Source organism: Streptomyces sp. NPDC001796 (genome assembly GCF_042892355.1).
Taxonomy (GTDB): domain Bacteria; phylum Actinomycetota; class Actinomycetes; order Streptomycetales; family Streptomycetaceae; genus Streptomyces.
This window is the reverse complement of the sequence record NZ_JBIAUC010000002.1, coordinates 195,302-215,918: the sequence shown is the minus strand read 5'-3', so window position 1 is coordinate 215,918 and position 20,617 is coordinate 195,302. Positions and strand designations below refer to the sequence as shown.

Below are 20,617 nucleotides of genomic sequence, written 5' to 3'. Positions count from 1 at the left end.
CTCGTCAGACATGGAGCATGAGGTGTTCGTTCCGGTTCCCGCCGAGCGGTTGAGCCAGGCGCTGGCCGTCCCCGCCCGGGTGGCCCGCGCGATCCCCGGGCTCCAGCAGGACGCGGGCACGGAGCCCGTCGCCGGCCGCCTGAGGGTGCGCGCCGGCGGCCACACGATCACCTACCGCGGAACCCTGCGGATCGAGGGGCGGGACGACGGCTCGTTCACGGTGGAGGGCGAGGCCACCGAGGCCCGCGGCACGGGTACGGCGAAACTGTCCCTGTCCCTGCGTCTGACCCCGGCCGAGGACGGGACCACGGTCACGTTCAAGGGAACGGCCACGGCCGACGGCCGGATCGCGGACCTGCCGGCGGAGACGGTGGCGTCGGCGGCGACGCGGCTGCTCGGACGGTTCGCGGAGAAGCTGGGGGAGGTGGCAGAGGTGGCAGAGGAAGGGCCTCGGGAGGTGACCGAACCGGTGACCGAACCGCCGCCACAGGAGCCGGGTCCCGAGGAGGAACCCGCGTCGGCCGGCGACACCGAGGTCCCCGCGTCGTCCCTCGAGCCCCTTGTCGAGGAGGACGAATCCGGCCTCGCGCCCGACAGCTTCGACGAGGAGGACGAATCCGGCCTCGCGGCCGACACCTTCGACGCGGAACCGCCCGCCGAGGCGGCGCACGCCCGCCGCACGATGATCGGGCGCAGCGCCGAGGAGGTCGACCACGCGCCCCCGCGCGGCCGCTACGCCCCCGTCCCGCCCCCGGAAGCCGCGGCGGCCACCGCCACCCTCCGCTGGGCGGCCCCGGCGGCGGCCCTGCTCGTGGCATCGGCGATCGTGGCGGGCAGGCTGCTGCGGCGGCGGCGCTGACGTACGCGCAGCGGCGTCCCACCCGCCCTGTTGATCCGCCCAGTAGGGTCGGGCCCGTGAGCAACGACGAGATCACGTTGGCCGCGGGAGACGCGGAAGTCGTGCTGGCGCCGGGGAACGGCGGGCGCGTGAGGAGTCTGCGTATCGGCGGGACCGAACTGCTGCGGCAGGGGGAACGGTTCGGCTGCTTCCCCATGGCCCCCTGGTGCGGCCGTATCCGGGACGGCAGGTTCCGCAACGGCGGCACCGTCCAGCAGATGCCTCTCAACGCCCCTCCGCACGCCATCCACGGCACGGTCCGCGACGGCGTGTGGCGCGTCGCCCGCGCCGAGCCCACCGAGGCCGTCCTCACCTACGACCTGGTCGCCCCCTGGCCGTACGCGGGCCGCGTCACCCAGCTGGCCGCGCTCACCGAGGACGCCCTCACGCTGACCATGTCCGTGGAGACGTACGACGACTCCTTCCCGGCCCAGATCGGCTGGCACCCCTGGTTCCACCGCAGCCTGGGCGGCGAGGACGTCCGCATCGACTTCGACCCCGCCTGGCAGGAGGAGCGCGGCGACGACCACCTGCCCACCGGCAACCGCGTCGACCCCAAGCCCGGCCCCTGGGACGACTGCTTCGGCATGCCCGACGGCGTCGACGTCACCCTCACCTGGCCCGGGCAGCTTCAGCTGAAGGTCACCAGCCGCGAGGAGTGGGTCGTGGTGTACGACGAGCAGAGCGAGGCGGTGTGCGTGGAACCGCAGACCGGCCCCCCGGACGGCCTCAACACCCTTCCGCGCCTGGTCACCCCCATCGAGCCGCTCGAGGCCACCACCACGTGGACCTGGCGACGGCTCTGAGGGCCCTGAACAGCGGGGCTCTAAGCTGGCTGCCATGAGTGACGTTCGCGGCGAGCTGCTGCAGCAGATCAAGGACAAGGCCGTGGTGCACGGCAAGGTGACCCTGTCGTCGGGCAAGGAAGCCGACTACTACATCGACCTCCGCCGCATCACCCTCGACGGCGTGGCCGCCCCGCTGGTGGGTCAGGTCATGCTCGATCTGACCGCCGACCTGGACTACGAGGCGGTCGGCGGCCTGACCCTGGGCGCCGACCCGGTGGCGACCGCGATGCTGCACGCCTCCGCCGCCCGGGGGAAGACGCTCGACGCCTTCGTCGTCCGCAAGGCGGGCAAGGCGCACGGCCTGCAGCGCCGTATCGAGGGGGCGGAGGTGGCGGGCCGTCGTGTGCTGGCCGTCGAGGACACCTCCACCACCGGCGGCTCGGTGCTGACCGCCGTGGAGGCGCTGCGGGAGGCCGGTGCCGAGGTCGTCGCGGTCGCGACGATCGTGGACCGGGCGACGGGCGCGGCCGAGGCGATCGCTGAGAAGGCCGGAGTGCCCTACCTGTTCGCCTACTCGAAGGACGACCTGGGTCTGGACTAGGACACGGGGTCATCCACAGGCTGGACGGGGTGTCCGAAGCATCCGGTCCCGTCTGGAAAGATGGGGCCGACGATGACGTCACTCCCTAGGTCAGGGCCGTAAGCACGCAGAACGCAACCCGCACAACAAGGAGCGGACAGATGCCCATCGCAACCCCCGAGGTCTACAACGAGATGCTCGACCGGGCGAAGGCAGGCAAGTTCGCCTACCCGGCCATCAATGTGACCTCCTCCCAGACCCTGCACGCGGCCCTGCGCGGCTTCGCGGAGGCGGAGAGCGACGGCATCGTCCAGATCTCGACGGGTGGCGCCGAGTTCCTGGGCGGCCAGTACAGCAAGGACATGGTCACCGGTGCGGTGGCCCTGGCCGAGTTCGCCCACATCGTCGCCGAGAAGTACCCGGTCAACATCGCGCTGCACACGGACCACTGCCCGAAGGACAAGCTCGACGGGTACGTACGTCCGCTGCTCGCGATCTCCGAGGAGCGCGTGAAGGCCGGCCAGAACCCGCTGTTCCAGTCGCACATGTGGGACGGCTCCGCCGAGACCCTGGCCGACAACCTGGCGATCGCCCAGGAGCTGCTCGCCCGCACCGCCGCCGCGAAGATCATCCTCGAGGTGGAGATCACCCCGACGGGCGGCGAGGAGGACGGCGTCTCCCACGAGATCAACGACAGCCTGTACACGACGGTCGACGACGCGCTCCGCACGGCGGAGGCGCTGGGCCTCGGCGAGAAGGGCCGCTACCTGCTGGCCGCCTCGTTCGGCAACGTGCACGGCGTGTACAAGCCGGGCAACGTCGTGCTGCGCCCCGAGCTGCTGAAGGAGCTGAACGAGGGCGTGGCCGAGCGGTTCGGCAAGGAGTCGCCGTTCGACTTCGTCTTCCACGGCGGTTCCGGCTCCACGGAGCAGGAGATCCTGACCGCGCTGGAGAACGGCGTGGTCAAGATGAACATCGACACGGACACGCAGTACGCCTTCACGCGCCCGGTCGCCGACCACATGTTCAAGAACTACGACGGCGTCCTGAAGGTCGACGGCGAGGTCGGCTCCAAGAAGACCTACGACCCGCGCACCTGGGGCAAGCTGGCGGAGGCGTCGATGTCGAAGCGAGTGCTGGAGGCCTGCCAGAACCTCCGCTCGACGGGCACGAAGATCAAGTAACAGCCGGTCGGCGGGGCGCCTCCCCTGCGCGAAGAGCTCGGGGGAGGCGCCCCGCCGGCGCCGGGTTGCGCTGACGTACCCCCGGGCGACCGCCACACCGGGTACTGCCCAGCCCACTCCCGGGCCCCGGAGCCCTGGCTCGAGGGCCCCCGACGCGGGATGATCCCAGCATGGCGGTTACCGCGCAGCAGCCCCCCGCCGTGAGGCTCGCCTCCCCGCAGGGGAAGTGGATCCTCCTGACCACGGTGCTCGGCTCCAGCATGGCCCTGCTGGATTCCACCGTCGTCAACGTCGCCCTCCCCAGGATCGGTCACGCACTCGACGCGAGCCTCGCCGCGCTCCAGTGGACCGTCAACGCCTACCTGCTCACGCTCGCCGGTCTCATCCTCCTCGGGGGCGCTCTCGGCGACCGCTACGGCCGCCGCAAAATCTTCGTCCTCGGCGTCCTGTGGTTCGCCGCCGCCTCCCTCCTCTGCGGCATCGCCCCCACCCCCGAGATCCTCATCGTCGCCCGCGCCCTCCAGGGTGTCGGCGGCGCCCTCCTCACCCCCGGGTCGCTCGCCCTCATCCAGGCCACCTTCCACCCCGACGACCGCGGCAGGGCGGTCGGCCTGTGGTCCGGCTTCGGCGGCATCGGCGCCGCCGTCGGCCCGTTCCTCGGCGGCTGGCTGGTGGCCGGCCCGGGCTGGCGCTGGGTCTTCCTCCTGAACGTCCCTCTGGCCCTCCTCTGTGCCCCCATCGCCGTACGCCACGTCCCCGAGTCCTCCGCCGGCGGCACCCACAGCCGCCGCTTCGACGCCCTCGGCGCGATCCTCGGTGCCCTCTCCCTCGCCCTGGTGACGTACGCCCTCATCGAGGCCCACGGCAGCTCGCTCCCGGTGGCCCTCACCGCGGTCGCGGGCCTCGCCGCCGGGGTCGCCTTCATCCACGTCGAACGCCACCGCCCCGACCCGATGATGCCGCTCGACATCTTCGCCTCCCGCCAGTTCACGGCGGTCAACCTGGTGACGCTCTGCGTCTACGCGGCCTTCGGCGGCTTCTTCTTCCTCACCGCGCTCCAGCTCCAGGTCGTCTCCGGCTACTCGCCCCTGCGGGCCGGGGTCGCCCTGCTGCCCACCACCGTCCTGATGCTCCTGTTCTCGTCCCGCTCCGGCGCCCTCGCCGAACGCATCGGTCCCCGCATTCCGCTCACCGTCGGCCCCCTGCTCTGCGCGGCCGGCATGCTGCTGATGCTGCGCGTCGGCAAGGGCGCCGCGTACGCCGCCGACGTCCTGCCCGCCGTGCTGGTCATGGGCGCGGGCATGGTCACCCTGGTCGCCCCGCTGACCGCCACCGTGCTCGCCTCGGTGGACACCGCCCGGGCCGGCCTGGCCAGCGGCATCAACAACGCGGCGGCCCGCGCCGCCGGTCTGATCGCCGTGGCCGCGCTGCCGCTGCTCACCGGGATGGGCCCGGAGGCGTACCGCGTGCCGGACGCGTTCGAGGCCGCCTTCCGCCGGGCGATGCCGCTGTGCGCGGGCGTCCTGGTGGCGGGCGCGGCGCTCGCCTTCGCGACCGTACGCCGCCCGGCCCCGGAGTGCCGCCACCCCGAGTGCCGTGTGCACTGCTCCGTGACCGCCCCACCGCTCGAGCCGCCGCGCGGTGCGGCGGGTTCCGGGGCCGGTCCGGCCTCCTGAGCAGGTACCGAGGGCGCGCGATCTGCGGGCACGGTCCATGGCGCACACTGATCCCATGACCCTTCACGAGAACCTTCTCGGGGGCCCGCCCCCGACGCACCTCCCCGACGACCCGGAGCCGCGCGAGCTCCTCGCGAGCGGCACGGCGCCCTCCGAGGTCGCCGCCCGGTACCCCGCCTCCTCGCTCGCCTGGGCGCAGCTCGCCGACGACGCGTTCGAGCGGGGCGCGGTCGTCGAGTCGTACGCGTACGCCCGTACGGGCTACCACCGCGGCCTGGACGCCCTGCGCCGCAACGGCTGGAAGGGACATGGACCCATCCCCTGGGAGCACGAGCCCAATCGCGGGTTCCTGCGTGCCCTGCACGCCCTCGCGCGCGCCGCGCACGGCATCGGCGAGCAGGAGGAGTACGAGCGCTGCTCGCAGTTCCTGAAGGACTCCTCGCCGACGGCGGCCCAGACGCTGGGCTAGGGCACCAGGCGTGCAAGGCCTGCCTGTGGCCAGGCGGGCCTTGCGGTGCCCGGGGGCATTGCGCAGGATGCCTGTGGGGACCGGGGCCCCCGTGCCGGCATCGGCAGGGGCGGACCGCTACCCGGAGCACATACAGGAGACAGCGATGTCCCAGCAGGCTCACCAGACTCCTCCCTCCCCCGAGGCTTCTGAGCCCGAGACCCCGCATCTCGACTTCCAGGGCACGACCCCGTACGAGGACTACGTCCGGGCGGATGTGCTCACCCACCTCCAGCACACCCTCTCCGACGACCCCGGAGAGATGGTCTTCCTGGTCACGACCCAGGTGATGGAGCTGTGGTTCACCGTCATCGTCCACGAGTGGGAGACCGCGGCGCGCGCCCTGCGCGAGGACCGGGTACCGGTGGCGATCGACGCGCTGAAGAGGTCCGTACGGGAGCTCCAGGCCCTGAACGCGTCCTGGCGGCCCCTGGCGCAGCTGACGCCCGCCCAGTTCAACTCCTACCGCTCCGCCCTCGGCGAGGGCTCCGGCTTCCAGTCGGCGATGTACCGCCGCATGGAGTTCCTGCTCGGCGACAAGTCCGCGTCCATGCTGGTCCCGCACCGCGGCGCGCCCCGCGTCCACGCCGAACTGGAGAAGGCGCTGCACGAGCCGTGCCTGTACGACGAGGTGCTGCGGCTCCTCGCCCGGCGCGGGCACGCCGTCCCGGACGCGGTGCTGCGGCGTGACGTCTCACAGCGCTACGAGCCGTCGGAGGAGGTCGAGTCGGTCTGGGCGGCCGTCTACTCGGGGCACCCGGACGACGAACTCGCCCGGCTGGGCGAGGTGCTGACCGATGTCGCGGAACTGGTGTGGCGCTGGCGCAACGACCACCTCCTCGCCACCCGGCGCGCGATGGGCGCCAAGCCGGGCACGGGCGGCTCCGCCGGGGTGGCCTGGCTGGAGAAGCGGGCCCAGAAGAACGTGTTCCCCGAGCTGTGGACGGCGCGGTCCCATGTCTGAACCTTCGGAACTCGCCGTCAGGGCGGAGAAGCTGGACGCGGCCGACGAACTCGCAGCGAAGCGCTCGGAGTTCGTCCTCGACACCGTGTCCGATCATGCGGCCGACGTCCCGGTCGTCTATCTGGACGGCAACTCGCTGGGCGCGCTGCCCGCCGCCGTACCGGCCCGGATGGAGGACGTCGTCCGCAGGCAGTGGGGATCGCTGCGGATCCGGTCCTGGGACGAGAGCGGCTGGTGGACGGCGCCGGAGCGGATCGGCGACCGGATCGCCCCGCTGGTCGGGGCCGCGGCCGGGCAGATCGTGGTGGGCGACTCGACCAGTGTCAACGTCTTCAAGGCATTGGTGGCGGCGGTGCGGATGGCCCGGGAGACGGATGCCGGCCGGGACGAGATCGTGGTCGACGCGACGACGTTCCCGACGGACGGGTACATCGCCGGATCGGCGGCACGGATGACGGGCTGCACGCTGCGCCCGGTGGCCCCGGCGGAGGTCCCCGGAGCGCTGTCCGGCCGTACTGCGGCCGTGCTGCTGAACCACGTCGACTACCGCACCGGCCGGCTGCACGACCTGCCCGCGCTGACGGCCGCCGTGCACACGGCGGGCGCGGTGGCGGTGTGGGACCTGTGCCACAGCGCGGGCGCGCTGCCCGTGGGCCTGGACGAACACGGGGTCGACCTGGCGGTCGGCTGCACCTACAAGTACCTCAACGGGGGCCCCGGCTCGCCGGCGTACCTGTATGTGCGGCGGGAGTTGCAGGACCGCTTCGACTCACCGCTGCCGGGCTGGAACTCGCACGCGGAACCCTTCGGCATGCGGAGCGACTACGAAGCGGCCCCCGGCGCGGTGCGCGGTCGCGTCGGCACCCCGGACATCCTGTCGATGCTCGCCCTGGAGGCGGCGCTGGAGGTGTGGGACGGCGTCTCGATCGACGCGGTCCGCGCCAAGTCGCTGGCCCTGACGGACTTCTTCCTCGAGTGCGTGACGGCCTACGTCCCGCCGGGCAGGGTCGAGTCCCTGACCCCCGCCGCGCACGGGGAGCGGGGCAGCCAGATCTCGCTGCGATGTGCGGACGCGGGGGACGTGATGAAGCGGCTGATCGCCGCCGGGGTGGTCGGTGACTTCCGGCCGCCGGACGTGCTGCGGTTCGGGTTCACCCCGCTGTACGTGGGTTTCAGGGACGTGGAGCGGGCGGCCCGGGTGCTGGCGGAGGTGGTGGCCTGACGCAGGGTGTCATGGGGGGCGGGGCGACCCGCCCCCCATCCGGCCGCGAACCCCGCGGCCGGGGCCTTGGCCACCGCCCACCGGGACGGCTCGGCCGAACCGTTCGCTCCTCACCCAGAGTGACAACCCCGTGCTGAGGCACGTCACCCGCCTGATACCGTCCCCGCCAGCGGCCGGTACTCTCCGGCCGCCGCGCACGAATCCCGTTCTGCCGCTGAGAGGTTGGAGCATGCCGGACGACGCCGCCCACCGCGATGCCGCCGAAGAGGCGTCCGCCTTCTCGCACCCGCCGGTGGACCCCGACTCCACCGCCCTCTACGGCGACCACCCCGACCAGGTGATCGACTTCTACGCCCCCCGGCAGACCGAGCCGGCCGGGGCGGCGGCCGTCCCGGGACTCGCCCCGCTGGTCGTCCTCCTGCACGGCGGCGCGTGGCGTGCGCCGTACGACCGCCGGCACATCTCGCCGTTCGCGGACTTCCTGGCCCGCCGGGGCTTCGCCGTGGCGAGCGTCGAGTACCGCCGGGGCGCCCTCATCCCGTCCCAGGCCGACGGCTCCGCGGACGCGGAGTCGGGTGCGGGCGGCGGTAGTGGGCCGGTGGCGGGCCGCTGGCCGGACACGTTCGACGACGTGGCGGCCGCGTTCGACGCGCTTCCCGGGCTGGTGCGCGAGGCCTTGCCGCAGGCCGATCCGCGGCGCACGGTGATCACCGGGCACTCGGCGGGCGGCCACCTGGCGCTGTGGACCGCGGCCCGGCACGTCCTGCCGACCGACTGCCCGTGGCGCACGGACCGCCCCGCCCCGCTGCGCGGTGTGGTGGTGCTCGCCCCGATCGCGGACTTCCACGTCGCCGAGAAGCTGGACGTGTGCGGCGGCGCGGCGGTCCAGCTCCTCGGCGGCAGGGACCGGTTCGAGGAGCGCAGACCGTACGCGGACCCGGCGCTTCTGCTGCCCACCGGTATCGCCACCACCCTGGTCCAGGGCCGGACGGACGTCGTGGTCCCGCAGGCCGTCGCCGAGGCGTACGCGGAGGCGGCGGCGAAGGCCGGTGAGGTGGTCGGCCTCACGCTCCTGGAGGGCGTCGGCCACTTCCCCCTGATCGACCCTGCGGCGGACGCGTGCGCGGTCGTGGCCGAGGAGATCGCACAGCTGGCGTGGTAGCCGGGACCGCGCCCCTGGGTGGACCCGGTCATACCCGTAATACCTGAGAGCTGAGGGGAGCCACCCGGGAACCATCCGGGAGCCCCCCAGCTCTACCCGTAGTACTTGAGAAGGATTCTGGAGTACCCCTCTCACTGGTGACGACCGCCTCCCCTGACCGGGCCTACCTTTTCCACGTGACCGAGACGACCCAGAGGCAGACGCCACCGGACGGCGCGTACGCCCCGTACACGCCGCGCAGCCCGGAGTACCGGCTGGCCGCGGACGCCCTGCGCAGAATGCGGCAGGACCTGTTCCACGACGCCTTCGCCTACCGCCCGTTGCCCCGCATGGGCGTCGACGGTCCGGTGACCAGGCGGCTGCCGGGACGCATGCGCGAGTACGCGGCCTGGACCCCGCACGCCGTGGTGACCGGGGCCGGCCTGGTGGCGATGCTGGTCGCCCAGCGCAACGACGGCGGCGGACTGCCGAACCTGCTGAGCGGTCTGTTCGCCCTGGTCCCGGTGTTGCTGACACTGGTGCGCCCGGTCGGAGCCTTCTGGGCGTCCTTGGCGGGGACCGCCGGGACGGCGTTCCTGGGCTCCTCCTGGGGCGCCTGGCCATGGCTGCCCAGCAGCTTCATAGCCCATCTGACGGTGCTGACGGTGGTGGCGATACGCACCCGGCCGCGCACGGCGGCGTGGATGTGGGTGGCCACCGCGGCCTACGCCTTCGTCACCGAGAGCGTGTTCGGGTGGGGCAACTACGACGGCGACGCCCCGGCCATGCTGGTCGTCTCCGCCCTCGCGCTGCTCGCGGTCACCGTCCGGCACATACGCCACGAGGCCGAGCAGGAGGTCAGCGCCCAGCAGACCGAGACCGCGCACGAGCGCTCCCGGCGCACCCTGCTGGAGGAGCGCACGACGATCGCGCGCGAACTGCACGATGTGGTCGCCCACCACATGTCGGTGGTCGCGATCCAGGCGGAGGCCGCGCCCTACCGTGTGGAGAACCCGCCACCGGAACTGGAGAAGGCCTTCGCCACGATCCGGGAGAACGCGGTGGCGGCCCTCACCGAGCTGCGCCGCGTCCTGGGGGTCGTGCGGGCGGAGGACTACGAGGCCCCGGACGCGCCCCAGCCCACCCTGGCCGACCTCGACGTCCTGCTGGCGAATGTGCGGGAGGCGGGACTGAGCGTCGACAAGGCGGTCACGGGCGCGGTGCGGGAACTCCCGCAGGGCGTCGAGCTGTCGGCGTACCGCATCGTCCAGGAGGCCCTCAGCAACACGCTGCGGCACGCGCCCGGCGCCCCGGCACGGGTGGAGATCGGCTATGTGCTCGGCGGGCTGGGCCTGCGCATCGTCAACGGCCCGGCGCCGCAGGCAACGCTCACGAAGTCGACGCACGGCGCGGGGCACGGCCTGACGGGCATGCGCGAGCGGGTCTCGATGCTGGGCGGGGAGATGACGGCGGGGGAGACGGACGACGGAGGCTATGAGGTGACGGTGTTCCTGCCGGTGGCCACCGTGGAGGGCACCGCGTGACCGAGGGCACCATCCGCGTACTGATCGCCGACGACCAGATGATGGTCCGGGAGGGCTTCTCGGTGCTGCTCGGGGCGATGCCGGACATCGAGGTCGTCGGGGAGGCCGTCAACGGCAGGGAGGCGGTCGAGCGGGTCCGGGAACTGGCTCCGGACGTCGTGCTGATGGACATCCGCATGCCGGAGCTGAACGGCATCGAGGCGACCCGGGAGATCGTCGCCGCGGACGGTTCGGCGAAGGTGCTGGTGCTGACCACCTTCGACCTCGACGAGTACGTGTACCAGGCGCTGCGGGCGGGAGCCTCCGGCTTCCTGCTCAAGGACGCTTCGGCCAAGCAGCTCGCCGAGGGAGTTCGGGTGGTGGCGGCCGGCGAGGCGCTGCTGGCGCCCTCGGTCACCCGGCGGCTGATCACCGAGTTCTCCCGCCTGGCGGACCGGCCGGCGCTCCCGCCGGCGGCCCGGGCGGCGTACGGCGACCTGACGGAACGGGAGACGGAGGTGCTGGTCCTCATCGCCCAGGGACTGTCGAACGCGGAGATCGCGGAGCGGCTGGTGGTGGCCGAGTCCACGATCAAGACGCACGTCAGCCGCGTCCTGGTGAAGCTGGGCCTGCGCGACCGCACCCAGGCGGCGGTGTTCGCGTACGAGGCGAGACTGGTGACCCCGGGGTGAGCCGCCCTTCGCTGTGAGACCCCCCTGGTCAGCGGGCGTCCGCTCGGTTAGCGTCCGGGCATGGCAGCTCCTTCCGCTCTCGCGTTCGATCCCTGGGACCCGGCGTTCGTGGCCGACCCGTACCCCGCCTACGCCGAGCTGCGTGCGCGGGGCCGGGTGCACTGGTACGAGCCCACCGGTCAGTGGCTGGTGCCGCACCACGCGGACGTTTCGGCGTTGCTGCGGGACAGGCGGCTGGGCCGGACGTACCAGCACCGGTTCACGCACGAGGAGTTCGGACGGACCGCGCCGCCGCCCGAGCACGAGCCCTTCCACACGCTCAACGACCACGGCATGCTCGACCTGGAGCCGCCGGACCACACCCGCATCCGGCGGCTGGTGTCCAAGGCGTTCACGCCGCGGACCGTGGAGCAGCTGAAGCCGTATGTGCGGGACCTGGCCGGCGAGCTGGTGGCCCGGCTGGTGGAGGCGGGCGGCGGCGATCTGCTGACCGACGTCGCCGAGCCGCTGCCGGTCGCGGTGATCGCCGAGATGCTGGGCATCCCCGAGGCGGACCGCGGGCAGCTGCGCCCGTGGTCGGCGGACATCTGCGGGATGTACGAGCTGAACCCGTCCGAGGAGACGGCACGCAGGGCGGTGCGGGCGTCGGTGGAGTTCTCGGAGTACCTGCGGGAGCTGATCGCCGAGCGCCGCAAGGAGCCGGGGGAGGACCTGATCTCGGGTCTGATCGCCGCCCACGACGAGGGCGACCGGCTCACCGAGCAGGAGATGATCTCGACCTGTGTGCTGCTGCTGAACGCCGGACACGAGGCCACGGTGAACGCGACCGTGAACGGCTGGTGGGCGCTGTTCCGCCACCCGGAGCAGCTGGCGGTCCTGCGTGCCGACCACACGCTCGTCCCCTCGGCGGTGGAGGAGCTGATGCGCTTCGACACCCCGCTCCAGCTCTTCGAGCGCTGGGTGCTGGACGAGATCGAGATCGACGGCACGGTGATCCCGCGGGGCGCCGAGATCGCCATGCTGTTCGGCTCGGCGAACCACGACCCGGCGGTCTTCACGGCTCCCGAGCAGCTGGACCTGACCCGCCGGGAGAACCCGCACATCTCCTTCAGCGCGGGCATCCACTACTGCATCGGCGCACCCCTGGCGCGTATCGAGCTGGCGGCGTCCATGACGGCGTTGCTGGAGCAGGCCCCGACGCTGCGGCCGGCGGCGGAGCCGGAGCGGAAGCCGAACTTCGTGATCCGGGGCCTTGAAGGGCTGAGCGTGGAGATCGGCTGACCACCGCTCCCTCACACTCCGGGAGGGCGGGCCCCGGGCAACGTCAGCCCCCAGGCCCCCTCCCGCACCACCCATGTCCGCGTCCGTACCGGCCCCGACACCACCGCATCCGCGCGATAGCGGAAATCGGCCCCCGACACCGTCACCCTGCGCCCCACCGCCAGCAGCGGCGACGCTTCCGCGCCCACCGAGACCGGCCGCACCTCCACCTCGGCCACCCCCGGACCCCCCGGCGTCACGGACACGCCCTCCACCGGCTGGTCCAGGTCCACCAGCGTCTCCCCGTCGACCTCCACCCGCAGCCGGGACGGCCCGGGCGCCGCCGGCCGCGGCGACGGCATCCGCGTCGGACGCACCGCGAGCGTGCGCACCAGCGACTGACACGTCCGCAGCCACGGATGCCCCATGGCCGCCGACGAGGCCGGCATCGGCTCGGACCCGGCCCCCTCACGCGCCGGAACCGGAGGAATCCGCAGATCCCCGAGCACCACCCCGTCACTGTCGTCCACCAGCAGGTCCAGCCGCCGCTCCACGCCCTCCAGGACGGCCCGGGCCGCCGCGACCGCCCCCGTCGGCACCCCCAGCGATCGCGCCAGAGACTGGGCCGCGCCCACCGGCACGAGGGACAGGGTCGTCATCCCCAGCTCACGGCGCCGGTGCAGCAGCGTCACCGCCCGCAGCAGCGCCCGGTCGTCGCCCACCACCACCGGCCGCCGCGACCCCCGGCGGTCCAGCGCCCGGGCGAATTCCTCCGGCCCGTCCGGGAGACACACCTTGGTGGCCGCACCCGCGCTGAGCACGTCTTTCGCGATCCGTACCGACTCACCGTCGCTGTGACGGGCGACCGGGTCGATGACCACGAGGAGCTGGTCGGAAGTCGCCACCTCGGTCCTGCCTCGCTTCCTCGGGTAGCATCTCTGTGCAAGAGCCCCTTGCGCTATTGCGTCAGGGGCTTCGTCTATTCCGGGGCATCCGGTCCGGCGGTTTGCGGCCAACGACGGTCGCGGTGCACGCGGTGGTGGACCCTCCGCGTACGCCCCCGACCCTGGACATGCCCCGCCCGGAAGGGGTGTACGCGCGTGCCCGCACTTGTGCTGCTCGGTGCTCAGTGGGGTGACGAAGGCAAGGGAAAGGCCACCGACCTGCTCGGTGGCTCGGTGGACTATGTCGTGCGCTACCAGGGCGGCAACAACGCCGGCCACACGGTGGTCGTAGGTGACCAGAAGTATGCGCTCCACCTCCTCCCTTCCGGAATCCTGTCGCCCGGATGTACGCCCGTCATCGGCAACGGCGTCGTCGTCGACCCGTCGGTCCTGCTCTCCGAGCTGAGCGGTCTGAACGAGCGCGGTGTCGACACCTCCAAGCTGATGATCAGCGGCAACGCCCACATCATCACGCCGTACAACGTCACCGTCGACAAGGTCACGGAGCGCTTCCTCGGAAAGCGCAAGATCGGCACGACCGGCCGCGGCATCGGCCCGACCTACGCCGACAAGATCAACCGCGTCGGCATCCGGGTCCAGGACCTGTACGACGAGTCGATCCTGACCCAGAAGGTCGAGGCGGCCCTCGACGTCAAGAACCAGATCCTCACCAAGCTGTACAACCGGCGCGCGATCGCCGTCGGTCAGGTGGTCGAGGAGCTGCTGGGCTACGCCGAGAAGATCGAGCCGTACGTCGCCGACACGGTCCTGATCCTCAACCAGGCCCTGGAGGAGAACAAGGTCGTCCTGTTCGAGGGCGGCCAGGGCACGCTCCTGGACATCGACCACGGCACGTATCCCTTCGTGACCTCGTCGAACCCGACCGCGGGCGGTGCCTGCACCGGTGCCGGCGTCGGCCCCACGAAGATCAGCCGGGTCATCGGCATCCTCAAGGCCTACACGACCCGTGTCGGCTCGGGTCCCTTCCCGACCGAGCTGTTCGACGAGGACGGCGAGGCGCTGCGCCGCATCGGCGGTGAGCGGGGCGTGACGACGGGCCGCGACCGCCGCTGCGGCTGGTTCGACGCGGTGATCGCCCGCTACGCGACCCGGGTCAACGGCCTGACCGACTTCTTCCTCACCAAGCTCGACGTGCTCACCGGCTGGGAGCAGATCCCGGTCTGCGTCGCGTACGAGATCGACGGCAAGCGGGTCGAGGAACTCCCGTACTCCCAGACGGACTTCCACCACGCGAAGCCGGTCTACGAGATGCTGCCCGGCTGGCAGGAGGACATCACCAAGGCCAAGACCTTCGCGGACCTCCCGAAGAACGCCCAGAACTACGTCAAGGCGCTGGAGGAGATGTCCGGCGCCCCGATCTCCGCGGTCGGCGTGGGCCCGGGCCGCGACGAGACCATCGAGATCAACTCGTTCCTTTAAGTCTCTTGGATCCACCTCCAGTTGGGCCGGTCATGGACATCCTTGACCGGCCCATGGGCTGCTCCTGGTTCCGCGCGGAGGTAGGGACCGGAACTATCTACGCGGGTAGTGCCGTCCCTCTTCGCTCTCCAGTCCCAGGAGCCTTGTATGCCCGTCAGTCCCATGAACCGACGCGAGTTCATGCAGAAGTCGGCCGTCACCTCGGCGGCGGTCGCCGTCGCGGGAGCGGTCGGCAGCGGAACGGCCGCGGCTGCCGACCACGAGCCCGAGAAGACGCCGCGCACCTGGTCCTTCTCCATCCTCGGCACCACCGACCTGCACAGCCACGTCTTCGACTGGGACTATTACAAGGACGCCGCCTACAGCGACAAGGCCGGCAACTCCGTCGGAGTCGCGCGTGTCGCCACGCTCATCAAGCAGCAGCGCGAGGCGAAGGGCGAGCACCGGGTGCTGCTCGTGGACGCCGGCGACATCATCCAGGGCACCTCGCTGGCCTACTACTTCGCCCGCGTCGAGCCGATCACCGGCAAGGACGGCAAGAAGGGGCCCGAGCACCCCATGGCCGTCGCCATGAACCACATGCGCTACGACGCCGCCGCGCTCGGCAACCACGAGTTCAACTACGGCATCGACGTCCTGCGCAAGTTCGAGAGCCAGTGCCACTTCCCGCTGCTCGGCGCCAACGCCCTAGACGCCAAGACCCTGCGGCCCGCCTTCCGTCCGTACACCGTGAAGCGCGTCCGGGTCCCCGGCGCCCCCGACATCAAGGTCGGCATCCTCGGGCTCACCAACCCCGGGATCGCGCTGTGGGACAAGGACAACGTCAGCGGGAAGATGGTGTTCCCGGGGCTCGTCGAGCAGGCGAAGAAGTACGTGCCGCGGCTGCGGGCGCTGGGCTGTGACGTGGTGTTCCTGACGGACCACTCCGGGCTCGACGGCTCGTCCTCGTACGGCGACGAACTCCCGTACGTGGAGAACGCGTCGAACCTGGTCGCCGAGCAGGTGCCGGGCATCGACGCGATCCTGGTCGGCCACACGCACGTCGAGGTCCCCTCCTACACGGTGAAGAACGAGGAGACCGGCGAGGAAGTCCTCCTCTCCGAGCCGTACTGCTGGGGCTACCGCCTGAGCGTCTTCGACTTCGAGCTCGAACTCCACCACGGCCGGTGGAAGGTGACGAGCAAGACGGCTCAGACCCTCAACCCCAACACGGTGGACGAGGACCCGGAGATCAAGCGGCTCCTGGAAGCGGACCACGAGCTGGTGGTGAAGTACGTCAACACGCCCGTCGGCACCTGCACGGCGGACCTGTCGGCGGCGGAGTCCTGCTGGAAGGACGTCCCCATCATGGACTTCATCCACCAGGTGCAGATGGCGACGGTCGCCTCCGGGCTGTCCTCCGCCGACGCCGCGCTCCCGCTGATCTCGGTCGCCGCGCCCTTCAGCCGGACCGCGGACATCCCCGCGGGGAACGTGACGATCAAGGACATCGCCGGGCTCTACATCTACGACAACACCCTCTACGGCAAGAAGCTCACCGGCGCCCAGCTCAAGGACTACCTCGAGTACGCGGCGAAGTACTACCACCAGGTCCCGTCCGGCACGAAGGTCGACACCGCGACCCTCACCAACGCCAACAACTTCTGGGACTACATGTACGACACCGCCGCCGGGGTCGACTACGAGATCGACATCGCGCAGCCCGAGGGCTCGCGCATCAAGAACCTCTCCTACAAGGGCGCACCGGTCACCGACGACCAGGTCTTCGTCGTCGCCGTCAACAACTACCGCGCCAACGGCGGCTCCGGCTACCCGCACATCGCGTCCGCCGGCATCGCCTACAGCTCCACCAACGAGATCCGCCAGCTGATGATCGACTACGTGACGTCCAAGGGCACCCTGAACCCGGCGGACTTCGCGGTCACCAACTGGCGGCTGACGCAGGGTGGCACGCCGGTGTTCTAGGCCGTCGCGAGCAGGGTGCCGGTCCGCTCCGCCAGGAACTCCTCCCAGGTCCGGGTGCCCTTGTCGGCGCCCTCGAGGGTCAGGTTGGCCCCGGACCGGTAGGCACGGCCGGCCTTGCCGGGCATGCGGACCGGGACCATCGGGCGGCGCTTGCCGCGTGCCGTGAGGTAGGTGCGCAGCAGGTCCGCGAGGTCGTACACCGCCGGTCCGGCCAGGTCGGGAACCGGGCCGGCCGGTTCGCCGAGCGTCAGCTCCACGAGCCGGGCGGCCACCTCGCGCGCGTCGACCGGCTGCAGCCGCATTCCGCCCGGGACCGGGATCACCGGCAGCTTGGCCATCTTCTCGGCCATGAGCAGCGCCAGGTCGTGGAACTGGGCGGCCCGCAGGGTCGTCCACGCGATCCCCGACCCGGCGATCGCCCGCTCCGCCTCCAGCTTGGAGCGCAGCCAGGCCAGCGGGACACGGTCCGCGCCGATGACCGAGATGTACACCAGGTGCCGGACCCCGGCCTCCTGCGCGGCCCGGACCAGGTTGCGGGTCGCCTCGTCGTCGCCCTTGGGACCGCCCGCGAGGTGCAGGACGGTCCGGGTGCCCGCCAGCGCCGCGTCGAGTCCCCCGCCCGTCCGCAGGTCGCAGGCCACGTGTTCGACGCCCTCCGCGGGGTCGTGTGCGTGCCGGCTCAGCACCCGGACCTCACGGCCGGCCTCCCGCAGCAGCGGGACGACGTGGCGGCCGAGTGTGCCGGTGCCGCCGGTGACCAGGACGGGTGCGGTCGTCGTGTTCATGATCTTTCTCCCATGCGGTCGATCCGTCACTCAGTGGGTGATCTACTGAGATGACCCGCCGCCCGGAAGGAATGTGACACGGTGCCCGAACTTCCTTTGGCGACCGAGTGGTTCGAGGTGCAGCGCCCCAGGTTGCGGGCGGTCGCCCACCGGATGCTGGGCTCGCTCGGCGAGGCCGACGACGCCCTCCAGGAGGCGTGGCTGCGCGTCGACCGCGCTGACACGGCCGACGTGGAGAACCCGGCCGCATGGCTGACGACCGTGGTGGCCCGGGTGTGCCTGAACATGCTGCGCTCGCGTGAGAACCGGCGCGAGGAGCCGCTGGAAGCGGCCCGGGCACCGGTCACGGGTGCGGTCGTCGACCCGGAGGAGGAGGCGCTGCTCGCCGACTCGGTGGGCCTGGCGCTGCTGGTCGTCCTCGACAGGCTGACGCCCGACGAGCGGCTCGCGTTCGTGCTGCACGACATGTTCACGATGCCGTTCGACGAGATCGGCACGATGCTCGAGAAGAGCCCCGCCGCGACCCGGCAGCTCGCGAGCCGCGCCCGCCGCCGGGTCAGGGGCACCCCGGCGCCCGAGGCCGACCTGCCCCGGCAGCGCCGGGTCGTCGACGCCTACCTGGCCGCGACGCGTGGTGGCGACTTCGACGGGTTGCTGGCGCTGCTCCACCCCGACGTGGTGCTGCGCGCCGACCGCTCGGTCGTCCCGACCCCCGAACCCGTCCGCATCGCTGGTGCACACCCGGTGGCCAAGGGCGCGATGGCGTCCATGGGCCGGGCCCGGTTCACCGCCGCCGTCCTGGTGGACGGCCGCCTCGGCCTTGCGATGCTCGAGGCGGGCCGGGTGCGGCTGGTGCTGAGTTTCACCTTCGCCGACGGCCTGATCACGGAGATCGACGTGATCGCGGACCGGGAGCGGCTGCGGGAGACGGAGGTGGCGGTGCTCGACGAGCCGGTGGTCAGCTGAGCCCGCTCGCGTGCCCTTCATCTGCCTCCGCCTCACCGACAGGCGGAGCCGCACAGTCCGGGCAGGCGGGTGGGAGGCCGAGGCAGCAGTGCAGGGCAAGGCTCAGCCTGCGGTCGACGGTCTCGCGCTCGGCGGCGGGGTCCGGGACCTCGGGCGGTGGGGTGAGCGCGTAGGGCAGGGCGGTGGTGAGGACGGCGAGCGTGACCGCGTCCGGCGTGGCGCCCCTCGGCAGGTGCCCGGTCACGTGCCGGCGCAGCCACTCCCAGGTCGTCCGGTGCCAGATGGTGGTCGGGCGCAGTACGGCTTCGTGCACCAGGTCCGGGGCGGTCAGCGCCATGGCCCTGGTGGCGGGGTGCTCGCGCAGCAGACGGGCCGCCCGCACCACGACGCGGACGGCGAGACACCGTGGCGGCGGCAGCGGACCGGGTGCCTCGCAGGCCACCTGCAGCAGGCGCCGGAGCTCGGCCAGCGTGGCGTCCCGGATCAGGACCTGGGGGCCGGCCCAGTTCCGGTAGAGGTAGGAGCGGTTGCAGCGGGCCAGGCGGGCGTTGTGCGTCACACCGACCCGCTGGGGTCCGTACTGGGCCAGCGCGGCCAGGGGCGCGCGGTACACCGTGCCCGTCCCGGGCTGCCAGACGGAGGAGGTCGATCGGCTCACGTCCGGCAGCGTGGCAGGGGCGGGGTGGGTACCCGGCTGGAAAAGTGCGACAGATCTGGAGAAAGTGTTGCAGTTTTTCCGGCTATCGGGCGACGGGGGCAGCGGGCGTCCCCATGGTCAGCAGCCGGTCGTCCAGGTGTGCGAGGCGCCCTGGTCGTTCGCGGCGGCGTTGTAGCCGACCTCCTGGCCCGGGGCCAGGCAGATCGTCACGTGGCCCAGCAGCTCGCGCGCGGAGTAGACCTTGACGTGGTCCTTGACGCCCGGGCCGGAGATGCCGTGGTTCGCCCACGAGGAGTCGTGCCAGGCCATGTCCCCCTCCCACCAGTGGTCGTCACCGCTGTGTTCGATCTTCAGACCCTGGAAGTTCGCTTCCGTCCACACGCAGAAGTTGCCGCTGCCGCAGGGCACGGCCTGCGCGGACGCGGAGGTCGCGAGCACGGCCCCGGCGGACAGGGCGGTGGCGGCGAGGAGAGCGGCCAGGCGCTTGTTCATGCTGAGGGTTTTCCTTTCGCGGTGAGGAGAGACGTGGCTTCGACGAGGCCATGGGCACGCAGCCGCTGCCACTCGGCGATCTCGGCGCGATGCCGGGAACGGACCTCGGCCAGGGAGCAGTGGGTCTTCTCGGCCTCGGGCCGGAGGTTGTTCACGATCACCGACGTACGGAACCATCGACGCTGGTCGCCGTAGAGCCGCTGCTGGGCCGCCGCGAGGCAGCCGTCGGTATGGGCGCGGACCACATAGCCCGTGGGCAGGCGCAGCGACAGTTCTGCCTCGCCCGACCCGAACAGGGCGTCGGAGACGCGCCGTTGCTCGACGGACGAGGGCGCCGGCTGCCCCGGACGGGGCGGGACCAGGCCCTGGCGGGCGAGACAGTCGTCGGTGAGCTTCTGGGTGGCGGCCTTGATGACGTCGTCGGGGGAGTGGCTGTGTGGTGGGTTCCCCGTTGCGGTACAGCCGGTCAGGAACAGGCCGGAGGCAAGTAGCACAGCCACGGCCGTCGTACGCGGACGCATCTGCGGATCAGCCCGGCTGGCATCCCATCGTGCTGTCACTGACCCCGTCGAACTTCGTCGCCCACTCCCAGGTGTTGGAGTAGTCGTCCGGATAGATCGCGCGGTACAGGCAGCCGCCGGGCTGGTAACTGATCGCGTACACGGTCATGGAGGCATGCGAGTCGAAGGAGTACGCGTGCCGTTTCACCCGAGGGTCGGCCTCCCGATACCCGGGTGGTGCGTAGTCCCAGGCGCCGCCGGGTCCCATCTGGTTCGGGTCCGGCCAGAAGTACACATGCCCGGGAGGCACGGCGACAGCGTGCGCGGGCGGGGCGGCGGCCGGCCCGAGGGCTGCCAAGAGGGCAGAGGCGATGACAAGGTGACGCATGGCCGGGGCATGCCCTGGGGCTCCCGCCCGTATGCGGCACTTC

General features: G+C 71.8%; 21 protein-coding genes. 15 read left to right on the top strand and 6 right to left on the bottom strand.

Going from position 1 to position 20,617, the window contains the following annotated elements; genetic code table 11:
* Window positions 1-10: 10 nt before the first annotated feature.
* From ACFYZE_RS04470 to ACFYZE_RS04415, 12 genes are all read left to right on the top strand, one after another.
* Window positions 11-859 carry an SRPBCC family protein gene (locus ACFYZE_RS04470; RefSeq protein ID WP_388988425.1) on the top strand — a complete coding sequence of 283 codons (849 nt, stop codon included), beginning with the start codon at window positions 11-13 and terminating at the stop codon, window positions 857-859.
* 56 nt (window positions 860-915) lie between these two features.
* Complete coding sequence (locus ACFYZE_RS04465; RefSeq protein ID WP_388988422.1) at window positions 916-1,704, top strand: aldose 1-epimerase; 789 nt, start codon at window positions 916-918, stop codon at window positions 1,702-1,704.
* A gap of 34 nt (window positions 1,705-1,738) precedes the next feature.
* A complete protein-coding gene (gene pyrE, locus ACFYZE_RS04460) occupies window positions 1,739-2,287 on the top strand; it encodes an orotate phosphoribosyltransferase (protein WP_200422260.1) in 549 nt (182 codons plus the stop codon).
* Between the two features lie 140 nt (window positions 2,288-2,427).
* Window positions 2,428-3,450 (top strand): class II fructose-bisphosphate aldolase, encoded by a 1,023-nt coding sequence (gene fbaA / locus ACFYZE_RS04455; RefSeq protein WP_388988418.1) that lies wholly within the window; start codon window positions 2,428-2,430, stop codon window positions 3,448-3,450.
* A 170-nt stretch (window positions 3,451-3,620) separates the two neighbouring features.
* Window positions 3,621-5,126, top strand: a complete 1,506-nt coding sequence (locus ACFYZE_RS04450) for an MFS transporter (RefSeq protein ID WP_388988415.1) — start codon at window positions 3,621-3,623, stop codon at window positions 5,124-5,126.
* Window positions 5,127-5,181: 55 nt separating this feature from the next.
* Entirely contained in the window at window positions 5,182-5,595 is a 414-nt protein-coding gene (locus tag ACFYZE_RS04445; protein WP_388988412.1) for a DUF3151 domain-containing protein, read from the top strand.
* 145 nt (window positions 5,596-5,740) lie between these two features.
* The gene (locus ACFYZE_RS04440; RefSeq protein WP_388988409.1) at window positions 5,741-6,598 is read left to right on the top strand and encodes a tryptophan 2,3-dioxygenase family protein; all 858 of its coding nucleotides are present in this window, start codon (window positions 5,741-5,743) and stop codon (window positions 6,596-6,598) included.
* Window positions 6,591-7,820 carry a kynureninase gene (kynU, locus tag ACFYZE_RS04435; RefSeq protein ID WP_388988406.1) on the top strand — a complete coding sequence of 410 codons (1,230 nt, stop codon included), beginning with the start codon at window positions 6,591-6,593 and terminating at the stop codon, window positions 7,818-7,820. Before ACFYZE_RS04440 ends, kynU begins: the two co-directional genes overlap by 8 nt.
* Window positions 7,821-8,049: 229 nt before the next feature.
* Complete coding sequence (locus ACFYZE_RS04430; RefSeq protein WP_388988403.1) at window positions 8,050-8,982, top strand: alpha/beta hydrolase; 933 nt, start codon at window positions 8,050-8,052, stop codon at window positions 8,980-8,982.
* Window positions 8,983-9,158: 176 nt separating this feature from the next.
* On the top strand, window positions 9,159-10,505 hold the full coding sequence (locus ACFYZE_RS04425; RefSeq protein WP_388988400.1) for a sensor histidine kinase: 1,347 nt from the start codon (window positions 9,159-9,161) through the stop codon (window positions 10,503-10,505).
* Window positions 10,502-11,176, top strand: coding sequence for a response regulator (locus tag ACFYZE_RS04420; RefSeq protein WP_388988397.1), 675 nt, complete (start codon window positions 10,502-10,504; stop codon window positions 11,174-11,176). The genes ACFYZE_RS04425 and ACFYZE_RS04420 overlap by 4 nt, the downstream gene beginning before the upstream one ends.
* Window positions 11,177-11,236: 60 nt before the next feature.
* The gene (locus ACFYZE_RS04415; RefSeq protein ID WP_388988394.1) at window positions 11,237-12,457 is read left to right on the top strand and encodes a cytochrome P450; all 1,221 of its coding nucleotides are present in this window, start codon (window positions 11,237-11,239) and stop codon (window positions 12,455-12,457) included.
* A gap of 11 nt (window positions 12,458-12,468) precedes the next feature.
* On the opposite strand, the gene ACFYZE_RS04410 is transcribed toward ACFYZE_RS04415, so the two are convergent.
* Window positions 12,469-13,341: a diacylglycerol kinase family protein gene (locus tag ACFYZE_RS04410; protein ID WP_388988392.1), complete on the bottom strand. Its 873-nt coding sequence runs from the start codon at window positions 13,339-13,341 to the stop codon at window positions 12,469-12,471.
* Between the two features lie 195 nt (window positions 13,342-13,536).
* Between ACFYZE_RS04410 and ACFYZE_RS04405 the strand changes: the two genes are divergently transcribed.
* Window positions 13,537-14,820, top strand: a complete 1,284-nt coding sequence (locus ACFYZE_RS04405) for an adenylosuccinate synthase (RefSeq protein ID WP_388988389.1) — start codon at window positions 13,537-13,539, stop codon at window positions 14,818-14,820.
* A 147-nt stretch (window positions 14,821-14,967) separates the two neighbouring features.
* Window positions 14,968-16,785, top strand: a complete 1,818-nt coding sequence (locus tag ACFYZE_RS04400) for a bifunctional metallophosphatase/5'-nucleotidase (protein WP_388988386.1) — start codon at window positions 14,968-14,970, stop codon at window positions 16,783-16,785.
* Here the strand turns inward: ACFYZE_RS04400 and ACFYZE_RS04395 are convergent.
* Window positions 16,782-17,570 (bottom strand): SDR family oxidoreductase, encoded by a 789-nt coding sequence (locus ACFYZE_RS04395; protein ID WP_388988383.1) that lies wholly within the window; start codon window positions 17,568-17,570, stop codon window positions 16,782-16,784. The genes ACFYZE_RS04400 and ACFYZE_RS04395 overlap by 4 nt on opposite strands.
* Window positions 17,571-17,651: 81 nt before the next feature.
* Here ACFYZE_RS04395 and ACFYZE_RS04390 point away from each other — a divergent pair, with 81 nt between their 5' ends.
* On the top strand, window positions 17,652-18,536 hold the full coding sequence (locus ACFYZE_RS04390) for a sigma-70 family RNA polymerase sigma factor (protein WP_388988380.1): 885 nt from the start codon (window positions 17,652-17,654) through the stop codon (window positions 18,534-18,536).
* Here the strand turns inward: ACFYZE_RS04390 and ACFYZE_RS04385 are convergent.
* The 4 genes from ACFYZE_RS04385 to ACFYZE_RS04370 form a co-directional block, all read right to left on the bottom strand.
* Window positions 18,529-19,194, bottom strand: coding sequence for a hypothetical protein (locus ACFYZE_RS04385; protein ID WP_388988377.1), 666 nt, complete (start codon window positions 19,192-19,194; stop codon window positions 18,529-18,531). The two genes, ACFYZE_RS04390 and ACFYZE_RS04385, sit on opposite strands and share 8 nt — an antisense overlap.
* Window positions 19,195-19,311: 117 nt before the next feature.
* Entirely contained in the window at window positions 19,312-19,686 is a 375-nt protein-coding gene (locus ACFYZE_RS04380; RefSeq protein WP_388988375.1) for a peptidase inhibitor family I36 protein, read from the bottom strand.
* Window positions 19,683-20,186, bottom strand: a complete 504-nt coding sequence (locus ACFYZE_RS04375) for a hypothetical protein (RefSeq protein WP_388988372.1) — start codon at window positions 20,184-20,186, stop codon at window positions 19,683-19,685. Before ACFYZE_RS04375 ends, ACFYZE_RS04380 begins: the two co-directional genes overlap by 4 nt.
* A gap of 28 nt (window positions 20,187-20,214) precedes the next feature.
* The gene (locus ACFYZE_RS04370; protein ID WP_388988369.1) at window positions 20,215-20,496 is read right to left on the bottom strand and encodes a hypothetical protein; all 282 of its coding nucleotides are present in this window, start codon (window positions 20,494-20,496) and stop codon (window positions 20,215-20,217) included.
* Window positions 20,497-20,617 lie beyond the last annotated feature (121 nt).

Bases quoted from the DNA above. Each gene is read 5' to 3' on its own strand.
- ACFYZE_RS04470 (WP_388988425.1), top strand. From the start codon at position 11: ATGGAGCATGAGGTGTTCGTTCCGGTTCCCGCCGAGCGGTTGAGCCAG.
- pyrE (WP_200422260.1), top strand. From the start codon at position 1,739: ATGAGTGACGTTCGCGGCGAGCTGCTGCAGCAGATCAAGGACAAGGCC.
- fbaA (WP_388988418.1), top strand. From the start codon at position 2,428: ATGCCCATCGCAACCCCCGAGGTCTACAACGAGATGCTCGACCGGGCG.
- ACFYZE_RS04450 (WP_388988415.1), top strand. From the start codon at position 3,621: ATGGCGGTTACCGCGCAGCAGCCCCCCGCCGTGAGGCTCGCCTCCCCG.
- ACFYZE_RS04445 (WP_388988412.1), top strand. From the start codon at position 5,182: ATGACCCTTCACGAGAACCTTCTCGGGGGCCCGCCCCCGACGCACCTC.
- ACFYZE_RS04440 (WP_388988409.1), top strand. From the start codon at position 5,741: ATGTCCCAGCAGGCTCACCAGACTCCTCCCTCCCCCGAGGCTTCTGAG.
- kynU (WP_388988406.1), top strand. From the start codon at position 6,591: ATGTCTGAACCTTCGGAACTCGCCGTCAGGGCGGAGAAGCTGGACGCG.
- ACFYZE_RS04430 (WP_388988403.1), top strand. From the start codon at position 8,050: ATGCCGGACGACGCCGCCCACCGCGATGCCGCCGAAGAGGCGTCCGCC.
- ACFYZE_RS04415 (WP_388988394.1), top strand. From the start codon at position 11,237: ATGGCAGCTCCTTCCGCTCTCGCGTTCGATCCCTGGGACCCGGCGTTC.
- ACFYZE_RS04400 (WP_388988386.1), top strand. From the start codon at position 14,968: ATGCCCGTCAGTCCCATGAACCGACGCGAGTTCATGCAGAAGTCGGCC.
- ACFYZE_RS04395 (WP_388988383.1), bottom strand. From the start codon at position 17,570: ATGAACACGACGACCGCACCCGTCCTGGTCACCGGCGGCACCGGCACA.
- ACFYZE_RS04380 (WP_388988375.1), bottom strand. From the start codon at position 19,686: ATGAACAAGCGCCTGGCCGCTCTCCTCGCCGCCACCGCCCTGTCCGCC.